General features: G+C 73.8%; 12 protein-coding genes. 8 read left to right on the forward strand and 4 right to left on the reverse strand.

Translation table 11 applies throughout. The features are described from left to right. Positions 1-190 precede the first annotated feature (190 nt). Both CS0771_RS39340 and CS0771_RS37090 read left to right on the forward strand, forming a co-directional pair. Complete coding sequence (locus CS0771_RS39340) at positions 191-2875, forward strand: WG repeat-containing protein (RefSeq protein WP_256442864.1); 2685 nt, start codon at positions 191-193, stop codon at positions 2873-2875. A 53-nt stretch (positions 2876-2928) separates the two neighbouring features. Beyond that, positions 2929-3927, forward strand: a complete 999-nt coding sequence (locus tag CS0771_RS37090; protein ID WP_212845297.1) for an aldo/keto reductase family protein — start codon at positions 2929-2931, stop codon at positions 3925-3927. Between the two features lie 47 nt (positions 3928-3974). Here CS0771_RS37090 and CS0771_RS37095 read toward each other — a convergent pair whose 3' ends face one another. Continuing rightward, the gene (locus CS0771_RS37095) at positions 3975-4169 is read right to left on the reverse strand and encodes a hypothetical protein (RefSeq protein ID WP_212845298.1); all 195 of its coding nucleotides are present in this window, start codon (positions 4167-4169) and stop codon (positions 3975-3977) included. Positions 4170-4258: 89 nt separating this feature from the next. Between CS0771_RS37095 and CS0771_RS37100 the strand changes: the two genes are divergently transcribed. The 3 genes from CS0771_RS37100 to CS0771_RS37110 are packed head-to-tail and all read left to right on the forward strand — an operon-like array spanning position 4259 to position 8013. Continuing rightward, positions 4259-6172: a bifunctional adenosylcobinamide kinase/adenosylcobinamide-phosphate guanylyltransferase gene (locus CS0771_RS37100; protein WP_212845299.1), complete on the forward strand. Its 1914-nt coding sequence runs from the start codon at positions 4259-4261 to the stop codon at positions 6170-6172. Continuing rightward, positions 6150-6920, forward strand: coding sequence for an adenosylcobinamide-GDP ribazoletransferase (locus CS0771_RS37105; RefSeq protein ID WP_212845300.1), 771 nt, complete (start codon positions 6150-6152; stop codon positions 6918-6920). The genes CS0771_RS37100 and CS0771_RS37105 overlap by 23 nt, the downstream gene beginning before the upstream one ends. A 25-nt stretch (positions 6921-6945) precedes the next feature. Then, complete coding sequence (locus tag CS0771_RS37110) at positions 6946-8013, forward strand: hypothetical protein (RefSeq protein WP_212845301.1); 1068 nt, start codon at positions 6946-6948, stop codon at positions 8011-8013. On the opposite strand, the gene CS0771_RS37115 is transcribed toward CS0771_RS37110, so the two are convergent. Further along, positions 8010-8360 (reverse strand): MmcQ/YjbR family DNA-binding protein, encoded by a 351-nt coding sequence (locus tag CS0771_RS37115; protein ID WP_212845302.1) that lies wholly within the window; start codon positions 8358-8360, stop codon positions 8010-8012. The two genes, CS0771_RS37110 and CS0771_RS37115, sit on opposite strands and share 4 nt — an antisense overlap. Positions 8361-8635: 275 nt before the next feature. Beyond that, positions 8636-9757: a glycine cleavage system aminomethyltransferase GcvT gene (gene gcvT / locus CS0771_RS37120; protein WP_212845303.1), complete on the reverse strand. Its 1122-nt coding sequence runs from the start codon at positions 9755-9757 to the stop codon at positions 8636-8638. A gap of 72 nt (positions 9758-9829) precedes the next feature. Here gcvT and CS0771_RS37125 point away from each other — a divergent pair, with 72 nt between their 5' ends. Continuing rightward, complete coding sequence (locus CS0771_RS37125) at positions 9830-11398, forward strand: leucyl aminopeptidase (RefSeq protein ID WP_212845304.1); 1569 nt, start codon at positions 9830-9832, stop codon at positions 11396-11398. Between the two features lie 109 nt (positions 11399-11507). Here CS0771_RS37125 and CS0771_RS37130 read toward each other — a convergent pair whose 3' ends face one another. Beyond that, on the reverse strand, positions 11508-11825 hold the full coding sequence (locus CS0771_RS37130) for a hypothetical protein (RefSeq protein WP_203740704.1): 318 nt from the start codon (positions 11823-11825) through the stop codon (positions 11508-11510). A 171-nt stretch (positions 11826-11996) separates the two neighbouring features. Here CS0771_RS37130 and lpdA point away from each other — a divergent pair, with 171 nt between their 5' ends. Together lpdA and sucB are read left to right on the forward strand one after the other, a co-directional pair. Beyond that, positions 11997-13373: a dihydrolipoyl dehydrogenase gene (lpdA, locus tag CS0771_RS37135; protein ID WP_212845305.1), complete on the forward strand. Its 1377-nt coding sequence runs from the start codon at positions 11997-11999 to the stop codon at positions 13371-13373. Between the two features lie 63 nt (positions 13374-13436). Next, positions 13437-15197: a 2-oxoglutarate dehydrogenase, E2 component, dihydrolipoamide succinyltransferase gene (gene sucB, locus CS0771_RS37140; protein WP_212845306.1), complete on the forward strand. Its 1761-nt coding sequence runs from the start codon at positions 13437-13439 to the stop codon at positions 15195-15197. Positions 15198-15346 lie beyond the last annotated feature (149 nt).

Genomic DNA, 15346 nt, shown 5'->3' on the forward strand with positions numbered 1-15346 from the left:
CCGGATGAGCCCCGCCGACTCGGTGAAGTTTCGGATTGGGAGCCGATCCGCAGTGGCGGTGATGAAGCCCACCCCGTACCCTCCACTCGCAGCCGCATCTTTTTTCGGGCCGGGTGACGATACCTTCGTGGCGTCCCGGTTCGCGATGCGTTTTGTGTCATCGATGGACCCGGATCAGGCGAGGTGGGGCGTGAGCGACGAGCGCACCGACGAGCGGCACCGCGGCACGCCGGCCTGGGCCGGTACGCCGACGTCGCCGTGGTCTCGGGTGCCCGGACAGCGCCCGCCGTCGGACAACCCGGACAATCAGGCGCAGCAGGGCAACCAGCCGCAGGGCCAGCAGCAGGGCAACCAGCCGCAGGGCCAGCAGCCGGGCCAGCCGGGCCAGCCGGGCCCGAACCAGCCGCACCCGAACGGCCCGCAGCAGTACGGCCAGCCGCACGCCGGCCAGGGCCCGCCGCCCGGCCCGTTCCCGCCCGCCAACGGGCAGCGCCCGCCCCAGCAGGGCAACTGGGACCCGAACGCGCCCGGCGCGCAGCGTGGCGGCCGCCCCGGCCCCATGCCGCCCCAGCCCGGCCCGCAGTACCGCCCGCAGGGCCCCGGCCCGCAGCAGGGCCAGGTCTACGGCGGTCCGAACCAGCCGCACCCGCAGCAGGGCCCCGGCCCGTACGGCCCGCCGCAGCAGGGTCGCCACCCGCAGCAGGGCCCCGGCCCGCAGCAGGGCCAGCGTCCCCAGCAGGGCCAGGTCTACGGCCGCCCCAACCAGCCCGGCCCGCAGGGCCAGCCGCCCTACGGCCCGCCGCAGGGCCAGCCCGGCGTGCCCCAGCAGGGCCAGCCGCCGTACGGTCCGCCGCAGGGCCAGCGCCCTCAGCAGGGCCAGGTCTACGGCCAGCCGCAGGGCCAGCCCGGCGTGCCCCAGCAGGGCCACCCCGGTATGCCCGGCCAGCCGCCGTATGGGCAGGTCCCGGGGCAGCACGGACCCGGCCAGCAGGCCGTGCCGCAGCCGGTGCAGGCCGCCGCGGCCGCGCCCGCCGCGCCGCCGATCCACCAGGACGCCCCGACCTCCCCTGCGCAGCCGCCCGCCCCGGCGCAGACCGCGGCCGCCGCGCCTGCCGCAGGCACCTCGGCCGCACCCGCGACCGGCGACGGCAGCCCGGCGGCCCCCGGCCGGCGTGGGCGCCACTCCAGCGCCGACACCGGCACGATGCCCGCGGTGACCGACCAGGCCCCGGCAGCCGCCGAGGCCGCCGCGCCCGTGTCCGCCGAGCCGGCCGCTTCGGCGCCCGAGTCGGCCGCGCCCGTCTCCGCGGCGCCCGTTTCGGTCAACCCGGTCTCCCCCGCCGCACCGAGCGCGCCGGTCGTGGCCAGCCCGGACACCGTGCTCCCGGTCACCGCGGTCGCGGCCGGCGCCGCCACCGCCCTCGCCGCGCCGACCATGATGCACCCGCTGGTCCGGCCGGGCGCCGCACCCGGTGCCGAGGCCCCCGCGCCCGCGGCCGCCGCCCCGGTCACCGCGGGCGAGGCCGCCGCGGCCGCCGCGCCCGAGCCGGAGCCCACCCCCGAGGCGGGCCCCGACCCGGAGCAGGTGCTCGCGTCGTACCAGTGGCGCTTCCACCACGAGACCCTGCGTGAGCTGGTGGACAACCCGGACGAGCTGCGCGAGATCCGCGACCGGCTGACCGAGAAGCTCACCCCGGCCACCGACAACCCGACCCGGGCCCGGCTGCTCAGCCTGCGCGCCGTCGTCTCCCGCATCCTCGGCGACCTGTCCAAGGCGCTGTCCGACGGCAAGATGGCGCTGGTGCACGCGGAGGCGACCGGCGAGCTGCGCCGGATCGCGTTGGCCAAGGCGCGCCTGGCCCACGTGCTGCAGTGGCGCGGCGACTTCGCCGAGGCCGACAAGCTGTTCGCCGAGGCCAACTCGACCGAGCTGCCCGACCGGCTGCGCGCCACCATGCACGAGCACGCCGGGCGGTCCTGCCTGGACCAGGGCCGCTACATGGAGGCGTTCAACCACTTCGAGAAGGCCCTGGAGCTGCGCAAGGTCGAGGACCCGGAGCTGATCGCGCGCACCGAGATGGCCCTCGACGCGGTCTCGATGAAGATCGCCGAGAACGGCATGGGGCCGTACCCGCGCAGCTCGGACGAGATCCTGCAGGTCAGCAAGCCGCCGGTGCCGCGCTTCGACGAGCGGGTGCAGTGCTGGGGCTTCGCGGGCGCGGACGGCCGCACCGTCATCGCCCCGGCCTTCGCCGACGTGCAGCCGTTCCGCGACGGCGCCGCGTGGGTGCGCCGCCCCGAGATGGAGACCTGGGAGCTGATCGACGAGGCGGGCAACCGGCTCATCGACGGCCGGGCCGGGTGGCTCGGCGTGGGCTCGTTCTCCGACGGGCTGGCCTGGGTGTCGCGCGACGGCGCGGGCGGCTGGGTCGCCATCGACAAGCAGGGCCGCGTGATCATCTCCACCGGCTTCGACGACGTACGCCCGTTCCGCCGCGGCCTGGCCGCGGTGCGCCGGGGCGGCTGGGGCGCGGTCGACAAGCAGGGCCGGCCCGTGGTGCCGTTCCAGTTCACCGGGTTCGCCACCGCGCTCACCGACGGCCGCTACGTCGACGGCTTCTCCGACGAGGGCCTGGCCATCGTGGACGCGGGCGGGCGCAAGGGCGTGGTGGACCGCACCGGCGCCGTGGTCGTCCCGCCGGTGCACCCCGCGCTGGTAATCCACCCGGTGGCGTTCCTCATCGCCGGGCCCGCCGGCCGCTGGGGCGCTTTGGACCGCAAGGGCCGCCCGTTCATCGACCCCGAGCTGCCCAGCCGCCAGGTCGTGATGGAGGAGCTGGACCGCCTGCTCGCCGACACGAAACCGGTTTTGTAGAAGATTCAACCCTCCCGCACCCGGCCGCTCCGGCCGGGCATAGGGTCGTGGGCATGGACTTTCGGCATTTGGGCCGTTCCGGGATGCTCGTCAGCGAGATCTCGTACGGAAACTGGATCACCCACGGCTCGCAGGTCGAGGAGGACGCCGCCACCGCGTGTGTGCAGGCCGCCCTCGACAGCGGGATCACCACGTTCGACACCGCCGACGTGTACGCCGGCACCCGCGCCGAGGAGGTGCTCGGCCGCGCGCTCAAGGGCGAGCGCCGCCAGGGGCTGGAGATCTTCACGAAGGTGTTCTGGCCGACCGGCCCGGGACGCAACGACCGGGGCCTGTCCCGCAAGCACATCATGGAGTCGATCGACGGCTCGCTGCGCCGCCTGCAGACCGACTACGTCGACCTCTACCAGGCGCACCGCTACGACTACGCCACGCCGCTCGAGGAGACGATGAGCGCGTTCGCCGACATCGTGCACGCGGGCAAGGCGCACTACATCGGCGTCTCGGAGTGGAAGGCGTCGGAGATCCGCGCCGCGCACGCGCTGGCCAAGGAGCTGCGGATCCCGCTGGTGTCGAACCAGCCGCAGTACTCGATGCTGTGGCGGGTCATCGAGGCCGAGGTGGTGCCCACCTCCGAGGAGCTGGGCATCGGCCAGATCGTCTGGTCGCCGATGGCGCAGGGCGTGCTGACCGGCAAGTACCAGCCGGGCCAGCCGCCGCCGGCCGGTTCCCGGGCCACCGACGAGAAGTCCGGCGCCGGTTTCATCGCACGCTGGCTCGCCGAGGACGTGCTCACCCGGGTGCAGCAGCTGCGGCCGCTGGCCGACCAGGCCGGGCTGACCATGGGGCAGCTCGCCATCGCCTGGGTGCTGCAGAACCCGAACGTGTCGTCGGCCATCATCGGCGCCTCGCGCCCCGAGCAGGTGCGCGACAACGTCAAGGCGTCAGGCGTGAAGCTCGACGCGGACCTGCTCAAGGCGATCGACGAGATCGTCGAGCCGGTCACCGAGCGCGACCCGGCCAAGACCGAGTCCCCCGCCCAGCGCCCGTGAACCGGACCGCCGCGGGGCCGCCTGTCCGGCGGCCCCGCGGCGGACGGTCACGCGCCCTGCAGGCTCATCCGGTACTCGTCGCGGTCGCCCTCGACGAGCACCACCTCCGCCGTACCGGCGGCGACCAGCTCACGCCAGGTCTGCCCCAGCCACGACTCCGCGTCTGCCTGGTTGCTGAACGTCTCGTTCGGGCCCTCGACGGGCTTGCCCTCCGCGTCCTCGTACCGCCAGCTCCACGTCATGGCGATCAGCTTATCCGGCACCGCCCGCGCCGCCGCGCAGGCACGCATCCGCTGACCCGCCCCGGGAGCGAAGGTCATAAGGTACGGGCATGTCGCATGACGGTCAGCCCACGAACATCGGGGCACGGGTGCTGGTGCTCGGCGGGATCCGCTCCGGTAAGAGCGAGTTCGCCGAATCTCTGCTGCTGGGCGCGCGATCGGTGCGCTATCTCGCCACCGCGCTCGCGGACGGCGGGGACCCGGCCTTCGCCGAACGGGTCGCCGCGCACCGAGCGCGCCGCCCGCACACGTGGGTGACCCTGGAGACGTACGGCGACCCCGACGCGCTGCCGTCCGCGCTGCAGCAGGCGACCGCCGAGGAGACGCTGCTCGTCGACGACCTGGGCGGCTGGGTGGTGAGCCTGCTCGACCGCGCGGACGCGGCGATGCACGTGAGCCGGCTGGCCGCGGCCGTCGCCTCCTGCCCGGCGCGGCTGGTCCTGGTCAGCCCGGAGGTGGGCCTGTCCGTGGTGCCGCCGACCGAGGCCGGGGTGCGCTTCGCCGACCTGCTCGGACTGACCAATCAGGCCGTCGCCGCCGCCTGCGACTCGGTGGCGCTCGTGGTCGCGGGCCAGCCCGCCTGGCTGCGCCGCCCGGACACCGAGACCGGTGGCGCGATCGAGTTCGGCGCCGTGTCCGTCGCGGACCGTGCCGCCGAGGGCGCGGGCACGCCGGGCGGCCCGGCCGACGACGGCGCTGCCGCGGTCGCGGCGGCCGCCGCGCTGGCCTCGACCACCCCGGCCCCGGCCGCCGCGGCTCCGGCCGCCCCGGTCACCGAATACGACATCCCCGAGGTGGTCAGCCCCACGGCCGCCGCGCCCCGGCCCTCGGCGGCCCCCGCGAATCGCGAGCCCGTTCCGCAGGTCGCCGACAACGGCCTGGTGATCGAGCCGGGCATGAACCTGCCCATCCCGGACAGCGACGCTCGCGACGCGGCGCGCGAGCACCTGGACCTGCTGGACATCCCCGGCGCGGGCCTGGGCCGGCTGGCCGAGATCGTGCTGTTCGCCGCCGCCGCGCAGGGCCGCGCGGTGCCCGCGCCGTGGGCGCAGCCGCGCCTGCTCCTGCTGCACGGCGACCACGAGGGCGGGGTCGCGGCCGGGCTGTCGCCGCGCCGTTCCGCGCGTACCGCCGCCGACGCCCGCCAGGGCGAGGGGCCGATCGGCCTGCTCGCCGCGGAGCACGGGGTGAGCCTGCAGGTCGTGGAGACCGTGCCCGCCGGGGCGATCGAGCACGGCGAGGCGATGCCGGCCGAGTCCGTAGAGGACGCGCTGCGCCGCGGCTGGCGCCTGGCCGACGAGGCCGTCGACAGCGGGGTGGACCTGCTGATCCTGGGCTCGTGCGGGGCCGGCGCGGAGGCGGCCGCGGCCGCGGTGGTCTCCGCGGTCACCGGCGCCGAGGTCCCCGGGCTGCTGGCCCGGGTGGTGAGCGCCGACGGCACCGTGGACGACACGGCGTGGATGGAGCGCTGCGCCGCCGTGCGCGACGCCATGCACCGCGTGCGCGGGCGGGTCCTTTCGGCCCGCGAGATGCTCAGCGAGCTGGGCGGCGCGGACCTGGCCGTGGCGGCGGGCGTGATCCTGGGGGCCACCGCGCGGCGTACCCCCGTGCTGCTGGACGGCCCCGCCGGGGTCGCGGCCGGACTGGTCGCGCGCGACCTGGGCAGCCAGTCGCGGTTGTGGTGCGCGGTGGCCGACGCGGGCCGCCACCCGACGACGGTGCTGGCCGCGGACGTGCTCGGCGCGACCCAGCTGACCGACCTGCACACCGGCCTGGGCGAGGGCGCGGGCGCGCTGCTGGCGCTGCCGCTGCTGCGCTCGGCGCTGACGCTGGCCGCGTCGCTGCCCGCGCTCCCGCCACTGCTGGACGAGCCGCCCGCGCACCTGCAGGACGTCGAGGACGAGCCGGAGTACGAGACCGACCCGGCCGAGTCCCGCACCGATGACACGTCCACCGTGGACTGACGGCCTGCGGCTGGCACTGACCACCTTCACGGTCGCGCCGGTCGCCGGGCCGCAACGGCTGGACCGGGCCGTCGCGGGCTGGGCCATGCGGCTGGCCCCGGCGGTCGGCGCGCTGCTCGGGCTGCTGCTCGGCGGCGTGCTGGCGCTGCTCGCGGCGGGCCTGCCCGCGCTGGTCGCCGCGGCGCTGACGGTCGGCCTGGCCGCACTGCTCAGCCGGGGGCTGCACCTGGACGGGCTGGCCGACACGGTCGACGCGCTGGGCTCGTACCGCTCCCGCGAGCGCGCCCTGGAGATCATGAAGTCGCCGGAGGTGGGCCCGTTCGGCGTGGTCGCGCTGGTGCTGGTGCTGCTGCTGCAGACCGCGACGCTGGCGCAGCTGTCCACCCGGCCGCCGCTCGCGCTGCTCGCCGCCGTCGCGGCCGCGGTCGCCGGGGGCCGCCTGGCGATCACCGCGGCCTGCCGCCGCGGCATCCCGGCGGCCCGGCCCGGCGGCATGGGCGCCCTGGTGGCGGGCACCGTCGGCCCGGTCGCGGCGGCGGTCAACGCCGCGCTGGCGGCGGCGCTGGCGCTGCCCGCGGTGCCGCATCGCCCCTGGCAGGGCCCGCTCACCGTCGTGATCGCACTGTCCGCGACGGCCGCGCTGCGCGCCCATCTGGTACGCCGTCTCGGCGGCGTCACGGGGGACGTGCTCGGTTTCCTGTCCGAGACCGCGACGACGCTGATCACGGTCGGACTGGTTCTCTTCTGAGCCGCTTGCCACTAGCATGACGCGAATGATCTTCGAGTCCGCCACGCCGCTCGCCCGCGCCTGCGACACGTTGATGCGCGCCCGCCGCGAACGCGATCTGGAGGCGTTCGAGTCGGCCACGGCGCAGCTGTGGGAGGCGGCGCAGACCGCCTCGCCCGGCGAGCTGACCGCCGCGCTGAGCGCCTGCGCGGGCATGCTCGCCGAGCTGGGCCCCGGCTTCGGCGGCGAGTTCGCGGTGCTGTGCGGCGCGCTGGTCGAGCGCGGCGCGGACCCGGACCCGCTGGCCATGGTGCTGTGCATGCGGCTGGCCGAGGTGGCCGGCCAGGCCGCCGAGTTCGCGCACGTGTGGGCCCGGGAGTTCCCCGAGGAGGGCGTGCCGGAGCCGGAGCAGGCCGAGTTCGAGACGACGCTGGAGCGGCTGGACGAGGTGATCGCGCCGGACCAGGCGGTGCGGCTGACCGAGAGCTGGTTCGGGCTGGCCTCCTGGATGCGCTGCGCCACCACGGTGCTGCAGCAGTCCCCCACCGCGCGGCTGGCCTGCCGCTGCACGCCCGGCGTACGGGCCGCGTTCACCGCGCTGGAGCAGGTCCGCGAGGACACCGGCTGGGTGTCGATGCTGCTGTCGGTGCTGGACGCCGAGCAGCTGCTGGTCCTGCACCGGGGCACCGGCCGAGGCTGGCGGGTCAGCATCAGCGGCGTGGGCGACAACTTCCAGCTGCACGTGCTGCTGGCCGCGGCGCTGTCCGGCCCGGCCTCCGCCGGCATGCTGGAGGGGCTCCGCGTCGATCCGGCGTGGACGGCCGTCGCGCTGGACGCGCCGTACGAGGCGTTCGGCGGGCAGGTCAAGGGCTGGTTCAACCTGGTCGACGCGTACGGCGGCTGGATCTGGAACGAGGGCGTGCCCGCCGACATCCCCGCCCCCGAGGGCCTGCGCATCATCCAGCTGGAGGCGCCGCCCTACGAGCGGACCTGGGACAACTCGCGCCGCTTCCCCATGATGGCCGCGTCGATCACCCTCGACGAGGTGCTCTCCCGCGACGAGGCCGCGATGTGGCTGAGCCGCTGCACCGAGGGCAAGCCGCTCGGCGGCTAGACCTCCGCGTCGTACTGCTTGACCAGCTTCTTCGGCGCGGTCCGCCGCCACGCCTCCACGACCAGCTCACGCAGCTCACCCGCGTCGACCCGGTCCAGATCCACCTGCACCCACCCGAACCGGCCGACGTACGCCGCCACGGCGTACACGTCCGGCGCCTCGGCGAGCAGCGACGCCTGCTCCTCCTTGCTCGCCTTCACCGTCATCGTGGTGCTCCCCGGCTGCCCCGAGGCGAACATCTTGTCCCCCACCCGCAGCGTCGGATGCCCCCACTCCGCCACCATCACCTCCCCGGTCCCCGGCAGCCCCAACACCCATTCCCGCACCTGCTCATAACTAACCGCCACGCCCGCACGCTACCGCCCCACCGCCCCACCCCGCCGATCTTGCGCGAACTGTGGGTGCGACACGCGCTATCCGGACAAAAGGGCAACACTTCGCGCAAGATCGACGCGATCTTCGCGGCCGCGGCCAAGATCAGTGTTTCGGGTCGGAACCTTGCGCTGGGCTGAACCTTGTGACACGAGCTGGCGATCTTGCTTCCCGCCCGGCAGACCCGGGCGTTAAGAAGGGCACCTTCCTCTACGCAAAGCGTTAAGAAGGTGCCCTTCCTTTGCTCAGGTCACTTCACGGAGGGGGTGATGAAGGGGGGTTTGGTGACGGTCATGGAGCTGCGGCGGCCGCGCACGTCGACCTCTACGGTGTCGCCCTCGGACAGGGCGGCGGAGGTGTCGAGCAGGGCCAGGGCGATGCCGACCTTGCGGGTCGGGGAGAAGGTGCCGCTGGTGATCTCGCCGACGGTGGTGTCGCCGGAGAGGACCGCCATGTGCGGGCGCGGGATGCCGCGGTCGTTGGCGACCAGGCCCCACAGGGTGCGGCGAGGGCCCGCCGCCTTCTCGGCGGTGAGCGCGTCGCGGCCCCAGAATTCGGGCTTGCTCCAGCCCACGGCCCAGCCCGCGCGGGCCTGCACCGGGGTGATGTCCAGGGACAGGTCCTGCCCGTGCAGCGGGTATCCCATCTCGGTGCGCAGCGTGTCCCGGGCGGCCAGGCCGCAGGCGCGGACCTCGACGCTCGCGCCGAACAGCGCGTCCCACACCCGCGTCGCGTCGGCCGACGGGGCGACCAGCTCGTAGCCGTGCTCGCCGGTGTAGCCGGTGCGGCACACGGTGAGGGTGACCCCGTCCAGCTCCGCTGTGGCGAAGCTCATGTACTCGTGCTCGGTGGGCAGCCCCAGCTCGGCCAGCAGCTCGGCCGAGCGCGGCCCCTGCACCGCCAGCACGGCGAAGTCGGCGTGCTCGTTGGTGACGGTCAGGCCTGCCGGCGCCGCGGCGGTCAGCCGGCGGACGACCTCGGTGGTGTTGGCCGCGTTGGGGATCAGGAAGACGTGGTCCTCGCCGTACAGGTAGGCGATGATGTCGTCCACCACCCCGCCCGTCGCGTCGTCGCAGCACAGCGTGTACTGCGCCTTGCCCGGCTTGATGCGGCCCAGGTCGTTGGTGAGGCAGGCGTTGACGAACTCGGCGGCGCCGGGCCCGGTGATCCGGGCCTTGCCGAGGTGGCTCACGTCGAAGACGCCGACCCCCTCGCGGACCGCGGCGTGCTCCTTGAGCACCCCGCCTCCGGCATACTCCAACGGCATGTCCCAGCCGCCGAATGCGGCGAACTTGGCTCCCAGCGCGGCGTGACGCTCGTGCAGAGGGGATCTGAGCAGGTCGGCTGAGTCTTTTGAACCCACGTCGGTCATGAGCGCAACTTACCCTGGCGTTTGGGGTTCGTTAGCATCGGCGCAGCAACCCACTTCCACCAGGAGTACTTTGTGACCACGCCCACCACGGCTCTGCCATCGCTGAGCCTCGCTGACACCGACCCCGCCGACCTCACCGTGGACGCAGTGGTCATCGGCGTACACAGTCAGGAAGGCGCCGAGGGCGCGGCCGGCGAGCTGCTGCTGGCGTCCGGGGCCGAGAGCATCGCCGCCGCGTTCGACGGCAAGCTGACCGCCACCCTGGCGCTGCTCGGCGCGACCGGCGGCGCGGGCGAGGTCACCAAGCTCGCCACGCTCGGCACGATCACCGCCCCGGTGCTGGTCGCCGTCGGCCTGGGCGGCGAGCCGTCCGGCGCCGCGCCCGCGCCCGACACGCTGCGCCGCGCCACCGCCGCCGCGGTGCGCGCGCTGGCCGGCGCGCAGCAGGTCGCGCTCGCCCTGCCGCTGTCCGACGACGCCGACGACAACGGCGCCCTCACCCTGCGCGCCGTCGCGGAGGGCGCCGCGCTGGGTGCGTACCGGTTCGCCGGCTACAAGGGCAAGCCGGCCGCCGGCCGCAAGAACCCCGTCTCCGCCGTGTCGGTGCTGGTGCCGGACGCCAAGGAGACCACCGCGAACGCCGAGGTCAAGCGGGCGTCGGTGGTGACCGCGGCGGTCGCCCGCACCCGCGACTGGGTGAACGCGCCCGCCAACCTGCTGCGCCCGCCGTCGTTCGCCGACGAGATCGCCGCGGTCGCCGGCAAGGCCGGCCTGGACGTCGAGGTGCTCGACGAGCAGGCGCTGACCGAGGGCGGCTTCGGCGGCATCCTCGCCGTCGGCATGGGCTCGGCCGCCAAGCCGCGCCTGGTCAAGCTCACCTACACGCCGGCGCAGGCGACCACCACCGTGGCGCTGATCGGCAAGGGCATCACCTTCGACACCGGCGGCGTCTCCATCAAGCCCGCCCAGGGCATGTGGGAGATGAAGTCGGACATGGCCGGCGCCGCCGCGGTGGCCAGCGTCATGGTCGCCATCGCCGAGCTGAAGCCGTCGGTCGCGGTCACCGCGTACATCCCGATCGCGGAGAACATGCTGTCCGGTGACGCGTACCGACCGGGCGACGTGGTCACCATGCGCAGCGGCAAGCGGGTCGAGGTGCTCAACACCGACGCCGAGGGCCGCATGATCCTGGCCGACGCCATCGCGCTGGCCTGCGAGGCGCAGCCGGACTACCTGATCGAGACCTCGACGCTGACCGGCGGCCAGGTCATCGCGCTGGGCAAGCGCATCGCCGGCGTGATGGGCTCGGAGGCCCTGGCCCAGCGCACCAAGGCCGCGGGCGACCTGGTCGGCGAGCCGACCTGGCCGATGCCGCTGCCGGACGAGATCCGCAAGTCGATGGAGTCCGACGTCGCCGACATCCTGCAGGTCAGCGCGGGTATGGAGCGCGCCGGCCACATGCTGCAGGGCGGCGTCTTCCTGCGCGAGTTCGTCGCCGAGGGCGTCCAGTGGGCGCACATCGACATCGCGGGCCCGTCGTTCCACTCCGGCGAGGCCACCGGCCACTGGAGCAAGGGCGGCACCGGCGTCCCGGTCCGCACCCTGGTCGCGCTGCTGGACGACCTGGCCGCCAACGGCTGAGCCTCGGGGTTCTGAGCTCACTAAGAAGATCGCTGTTTCGTGTCACAAGGTGCGGTTCAACCACGCTTTTTGACACGAAACAGCGATCTTCCCCGTTACGGCGAGACCGTCACTCCGCGGGGCGGAGTTTCTGGCGCGCATTGTAGTCGCGCATGCGCTGCGGATACCCGGTGAGCTGGACGTCGTAGACGGGCATCGACAGGCGGCGGGCGAACTGGCGGACGACCGTGGGGCTGGGCATGCGGCGGCGGGTCCACTCGCCGTCGTGGGCGATCAGGATGACGGTGGTTCCGGTGACCGTCGTCCGGGGCTCGATGAACGCCTCGACGCCCCGGCGGGACTGCGCGAACTGCTCAAGATGGGAGATGTCGGCCGGATTGGCCGGGCCATCTGCCGAGGACCCGCCCCGGCGGCGGAACCAGCCCACACCTGCTCCTCTCACACGGCGTCGCTTCGGTGCGCATGGTACTGGGCAAGAGTAGCCAGACGTGTCCTTGAGCACCTCCAGTGCGCGCCCCCGCTCCGACAGTGACAAGATGACCGGGTGTGGGCTGAGCACACACCGGCTCAGTGGCAATGACGCGACCTTGGAGCGATCGTGAGCGACACCTTTGACGTAGTCATCCTCGGCGGCGGTAGCGGCGGGTACGCCACCGCGCTGCGCGCGGCACAGCTGGGTCTGTCCGTCGCGCTGATCGAGAAGGACAAGCTGGGCGGCACCTGCCTGCACCGGGGCTGCATCCCCACCAAGGCGCTGCTGCACGCCGGCGAGGTCGCCGACCAGACCCGCGAGGCGGCGCACATCGGCATCAAGGCCGAGCTGATCGAGATCGACATGGCCGGCATCAACTCGTACAAGGACGGCGTCGTGGCCGGCCTGTACAAGGGTCTGCAGGGCCTGATCAAGGCCGCCAAGGTCACCTACGTCGAGGGCACCGGCACCCTGGTCGCCCCGAACGCCGTCGAGGCCAACGGCCAGCGCTACACCGGCCGCAACATCGTGCTGGCCACCGGTTCGTACTCGAAGTCCCTGCCCGGCCTGGACCTGGACGGCGAGCGGGTCATCGCCAGCGAGCACGCGCTCGTGCTGGACCGCGTCCCCTCCTCCGCGATCGTGCTGGGCGGCGGCGTCATCGGCGTCGAGTTCGCCAGCGCGTGGAAGTCGCTCGGCGCCGACGTGACCATCGTGGAGGCCCTGCCCCGCCTGGTCGCCGCCGAGGACCCGGACATCTCCAAGCAGCTCGAGCGCACCTTCCGCAAGCGCGGCATCGGCTTCAAGGTCGGCAAGCCGTTCGAGAAGGTCGAGAAGACCGAGTCCGGCGTCAAGGTCACCATCGCCGGCGGCGAGACCCTGGAGGCCGAGCTGCTGCTGGTCGCCGTGGGCCGCGGCCCGGCCACCGCCAACTGCGGCTTCGAGCAGCAGGGCGTCACCATGGAGCGCGGTTTCGTCATCACCGACGAGCGCCTGCGCACCAACCTGCCCAACGTGTACGCCGTCGGCGACATCGTGCCCGGCCTGCAGCTGGCGCACCGCGGCTTCCTCCAGGGCATCTTCGTCGCCGAGACGATCGCCGGGCAGAACCCGGCCCCGATCGTCGAGTCCGGCATCCCGCGCGTCACCTACACCGACCCGGAGATCGCGTCGGTCGGCATCACCGAGGCGCAGGCCAAGGAGAAGTTCGGCGCGGAGAACGTCGAGACGTACAACTACAACCTGGGCGGCAACGGCAAGAGCAAGATCCTGGGCACCCAGGGCTTCATCAAGCTGGTGCGCCAGAAGGACGGCCCGGTCGTCGGCATCCACATGATCGGCGCCCGGATGGGCGAGCAGGTCGGCGAGGCGTCGCTGATCGTCAACTGGGAGGCCTTCCCGGCCGAGGTCGCGCAGCTCATCCACGCGCACCCGACCCAGAACGAGGCGCTCGGCGAGGCGCACCTGGCGCTGGCGGGCAAGCCGCTGCACGCCCACAACTGAGCTAATAAGCTCACCTCGTCCTAATCACAGCGGATCAGCACTTACACCGAGGAGTCTGAAGCAATGCCGGTATCGGTAACCATGCCGCGGCTCGGCGAGAGCGTCACCGAGGGCACCGTCACCCGGTGGCTCAAGCAGGAGGGCGACCGGGTCGAGGTCGACGAGCCGCTGCTCGAGGTCTCCACCGACAAGGTGGACACCGAGATCCCGTCGCCGGCCGCCGGCATTCTCAGCAAGATCATCGTCGGCGAGGACGAGACCGCTGAGGTGGGCGCCGAGCTGGCCGTCATCGCCGGCGAGGGCGAGAGCCCGGCCGCCGCCGCGCCGGCCCCGGCGCAGGAGGCCCCCGCCGCCGAGGCTCCGGCCGAGGCCGCTCCGGCACAGGAGGCGGCACCGGCGCCGGCTCAGGCCGAGCCCGCCGCCGCTGCGACCGCTCCGGCGGGCGACGCGACCCCGGTGAAGATGCCCGCGCTGGGCGAAAGCGTCACCGAGGGCACGGTCACTCGCTGGCTGAAGGCGGTCGGCGACTCGATCGAGGTCGACGAGCCGCTGCTCGAGGTCTCCACGGACAAGGTCGACACGGAGATCCCGTCCCCGGTCGCCGGCACCCTGCTGGAGATCACCGTGCCCGAGGACGAGACCGCCGCCGTCGGCGCGCAGCTCGCCCTGATCGGCGCCGCGGGTGCGGCCTCCGCCGCTCCCGCCCCGGCCCCGGCTGCTCCGGCTCCGGCTGCTGCGGCCCCCGCCGCTCCGGCCCAGGCCGCGCCCGCTCCGGCCGCCCCGGCTCCGGCTCCGGTGCAGGCCGCTCCCGCACCGGCTGCCCCGGCGGCTCCGGTGCAGGCCGCTCCGGCCGCCGCGGCTCCGGCTCCGGCCGCCGACGTCAACGGCGCTGACGGCTACGTCACCCCGCTGGTGCGCAAGCTCGCCGCCGAGCACGGTGTGGACCTGGGCAAGGTCAGCGGCACCGGTGTCGGCGGGCGGATCCGCAAGCAGGACGTGCTGGACGCCGCGGCCAAGGCGAAGGCTCCGGCCGCCGCCCCCGCCGCTGCCGCTCCGGCCGCGCCCGCCGCGGCTCCGGCCGCAAAGGCCGCGCCGAGCCCGCTGCGCGGACGCACCGAGAAGCTGTCGCGGCTGCGTACCACCATCGCCAAGCGCATGGTGGAGTCGCTGCAGATCTCGGCGCAGCTCACCACCGTGGTCGAGGTGGACGTCACCAAGATCGCCAAGCTGCGTGAGCAGGCCAAGGCCGACTTCCTCGCCAAGAACGGCGTGAAGCTGTCCTTCCTGCCGTTCTTCGCGCTGGCGGCGGTCGAGGCGCTGCGGGTGCACCCGAACGTGAACGCGTCGATGGACCTGGAGGCCGGCACGGTCACCTACCACGACGCCGAGCACCTGGGCATGGCCGTGGACACCGACAAGGGCCTCATCGTCCCGGTGATCCGCAACGCGGGCGACCTGAACCTGGCGGGCCTGGCCCGCCGGATCGCCGACGTGGCCGAGCGCACCCGCTCCAACAAGATCCTGCCGGACGAGCTGTCGGGCGGCACCTTCACGCTGACCAACACCGGCAGCCGGGGCGCCCTGTTCGACACGCCGATCATCAACCAGCCGCAGGTCGCCATCCTCGGCACCGGCGCCGTCGTCAAGCGGGCCGTGGTCGTGGACGACGCGAGCCTGGGCGAGCTGATCGTGCCGCGCTACATGGTGTACCTGGCCCTCTCCTACGACCACCGCCTGGTGGACGGCTCCGACGCGGCCCGCTTCCTGGGCACCGTCAAGGAGCGCCTGGAGAGCGGCAACTTCGAGGCCGAACTCGGCCTCTGACCCGCACCACCCGAAGAGGGGCGACCGGCAACCGCCGGCCGCCCCTCGTCGCGTCCCACCCCTTCCTCGATCGTCCGACTTGCCTGGCAGGTGGGCGTATCTTGAGCGCCCTTCCGCCCATGTGCCAGGCAAGTCGGACGATCATGGCC

The sequence above is a fragment of the Catellatospora sp. IY07-71 genome (genome assembly GCF_018326265.1).
Taxonomy (GTDB): Bacteria; Actinomycetota; Actinomycetes; order Mycobacteriales; family Micromonosporaceae; genus Catellatospora.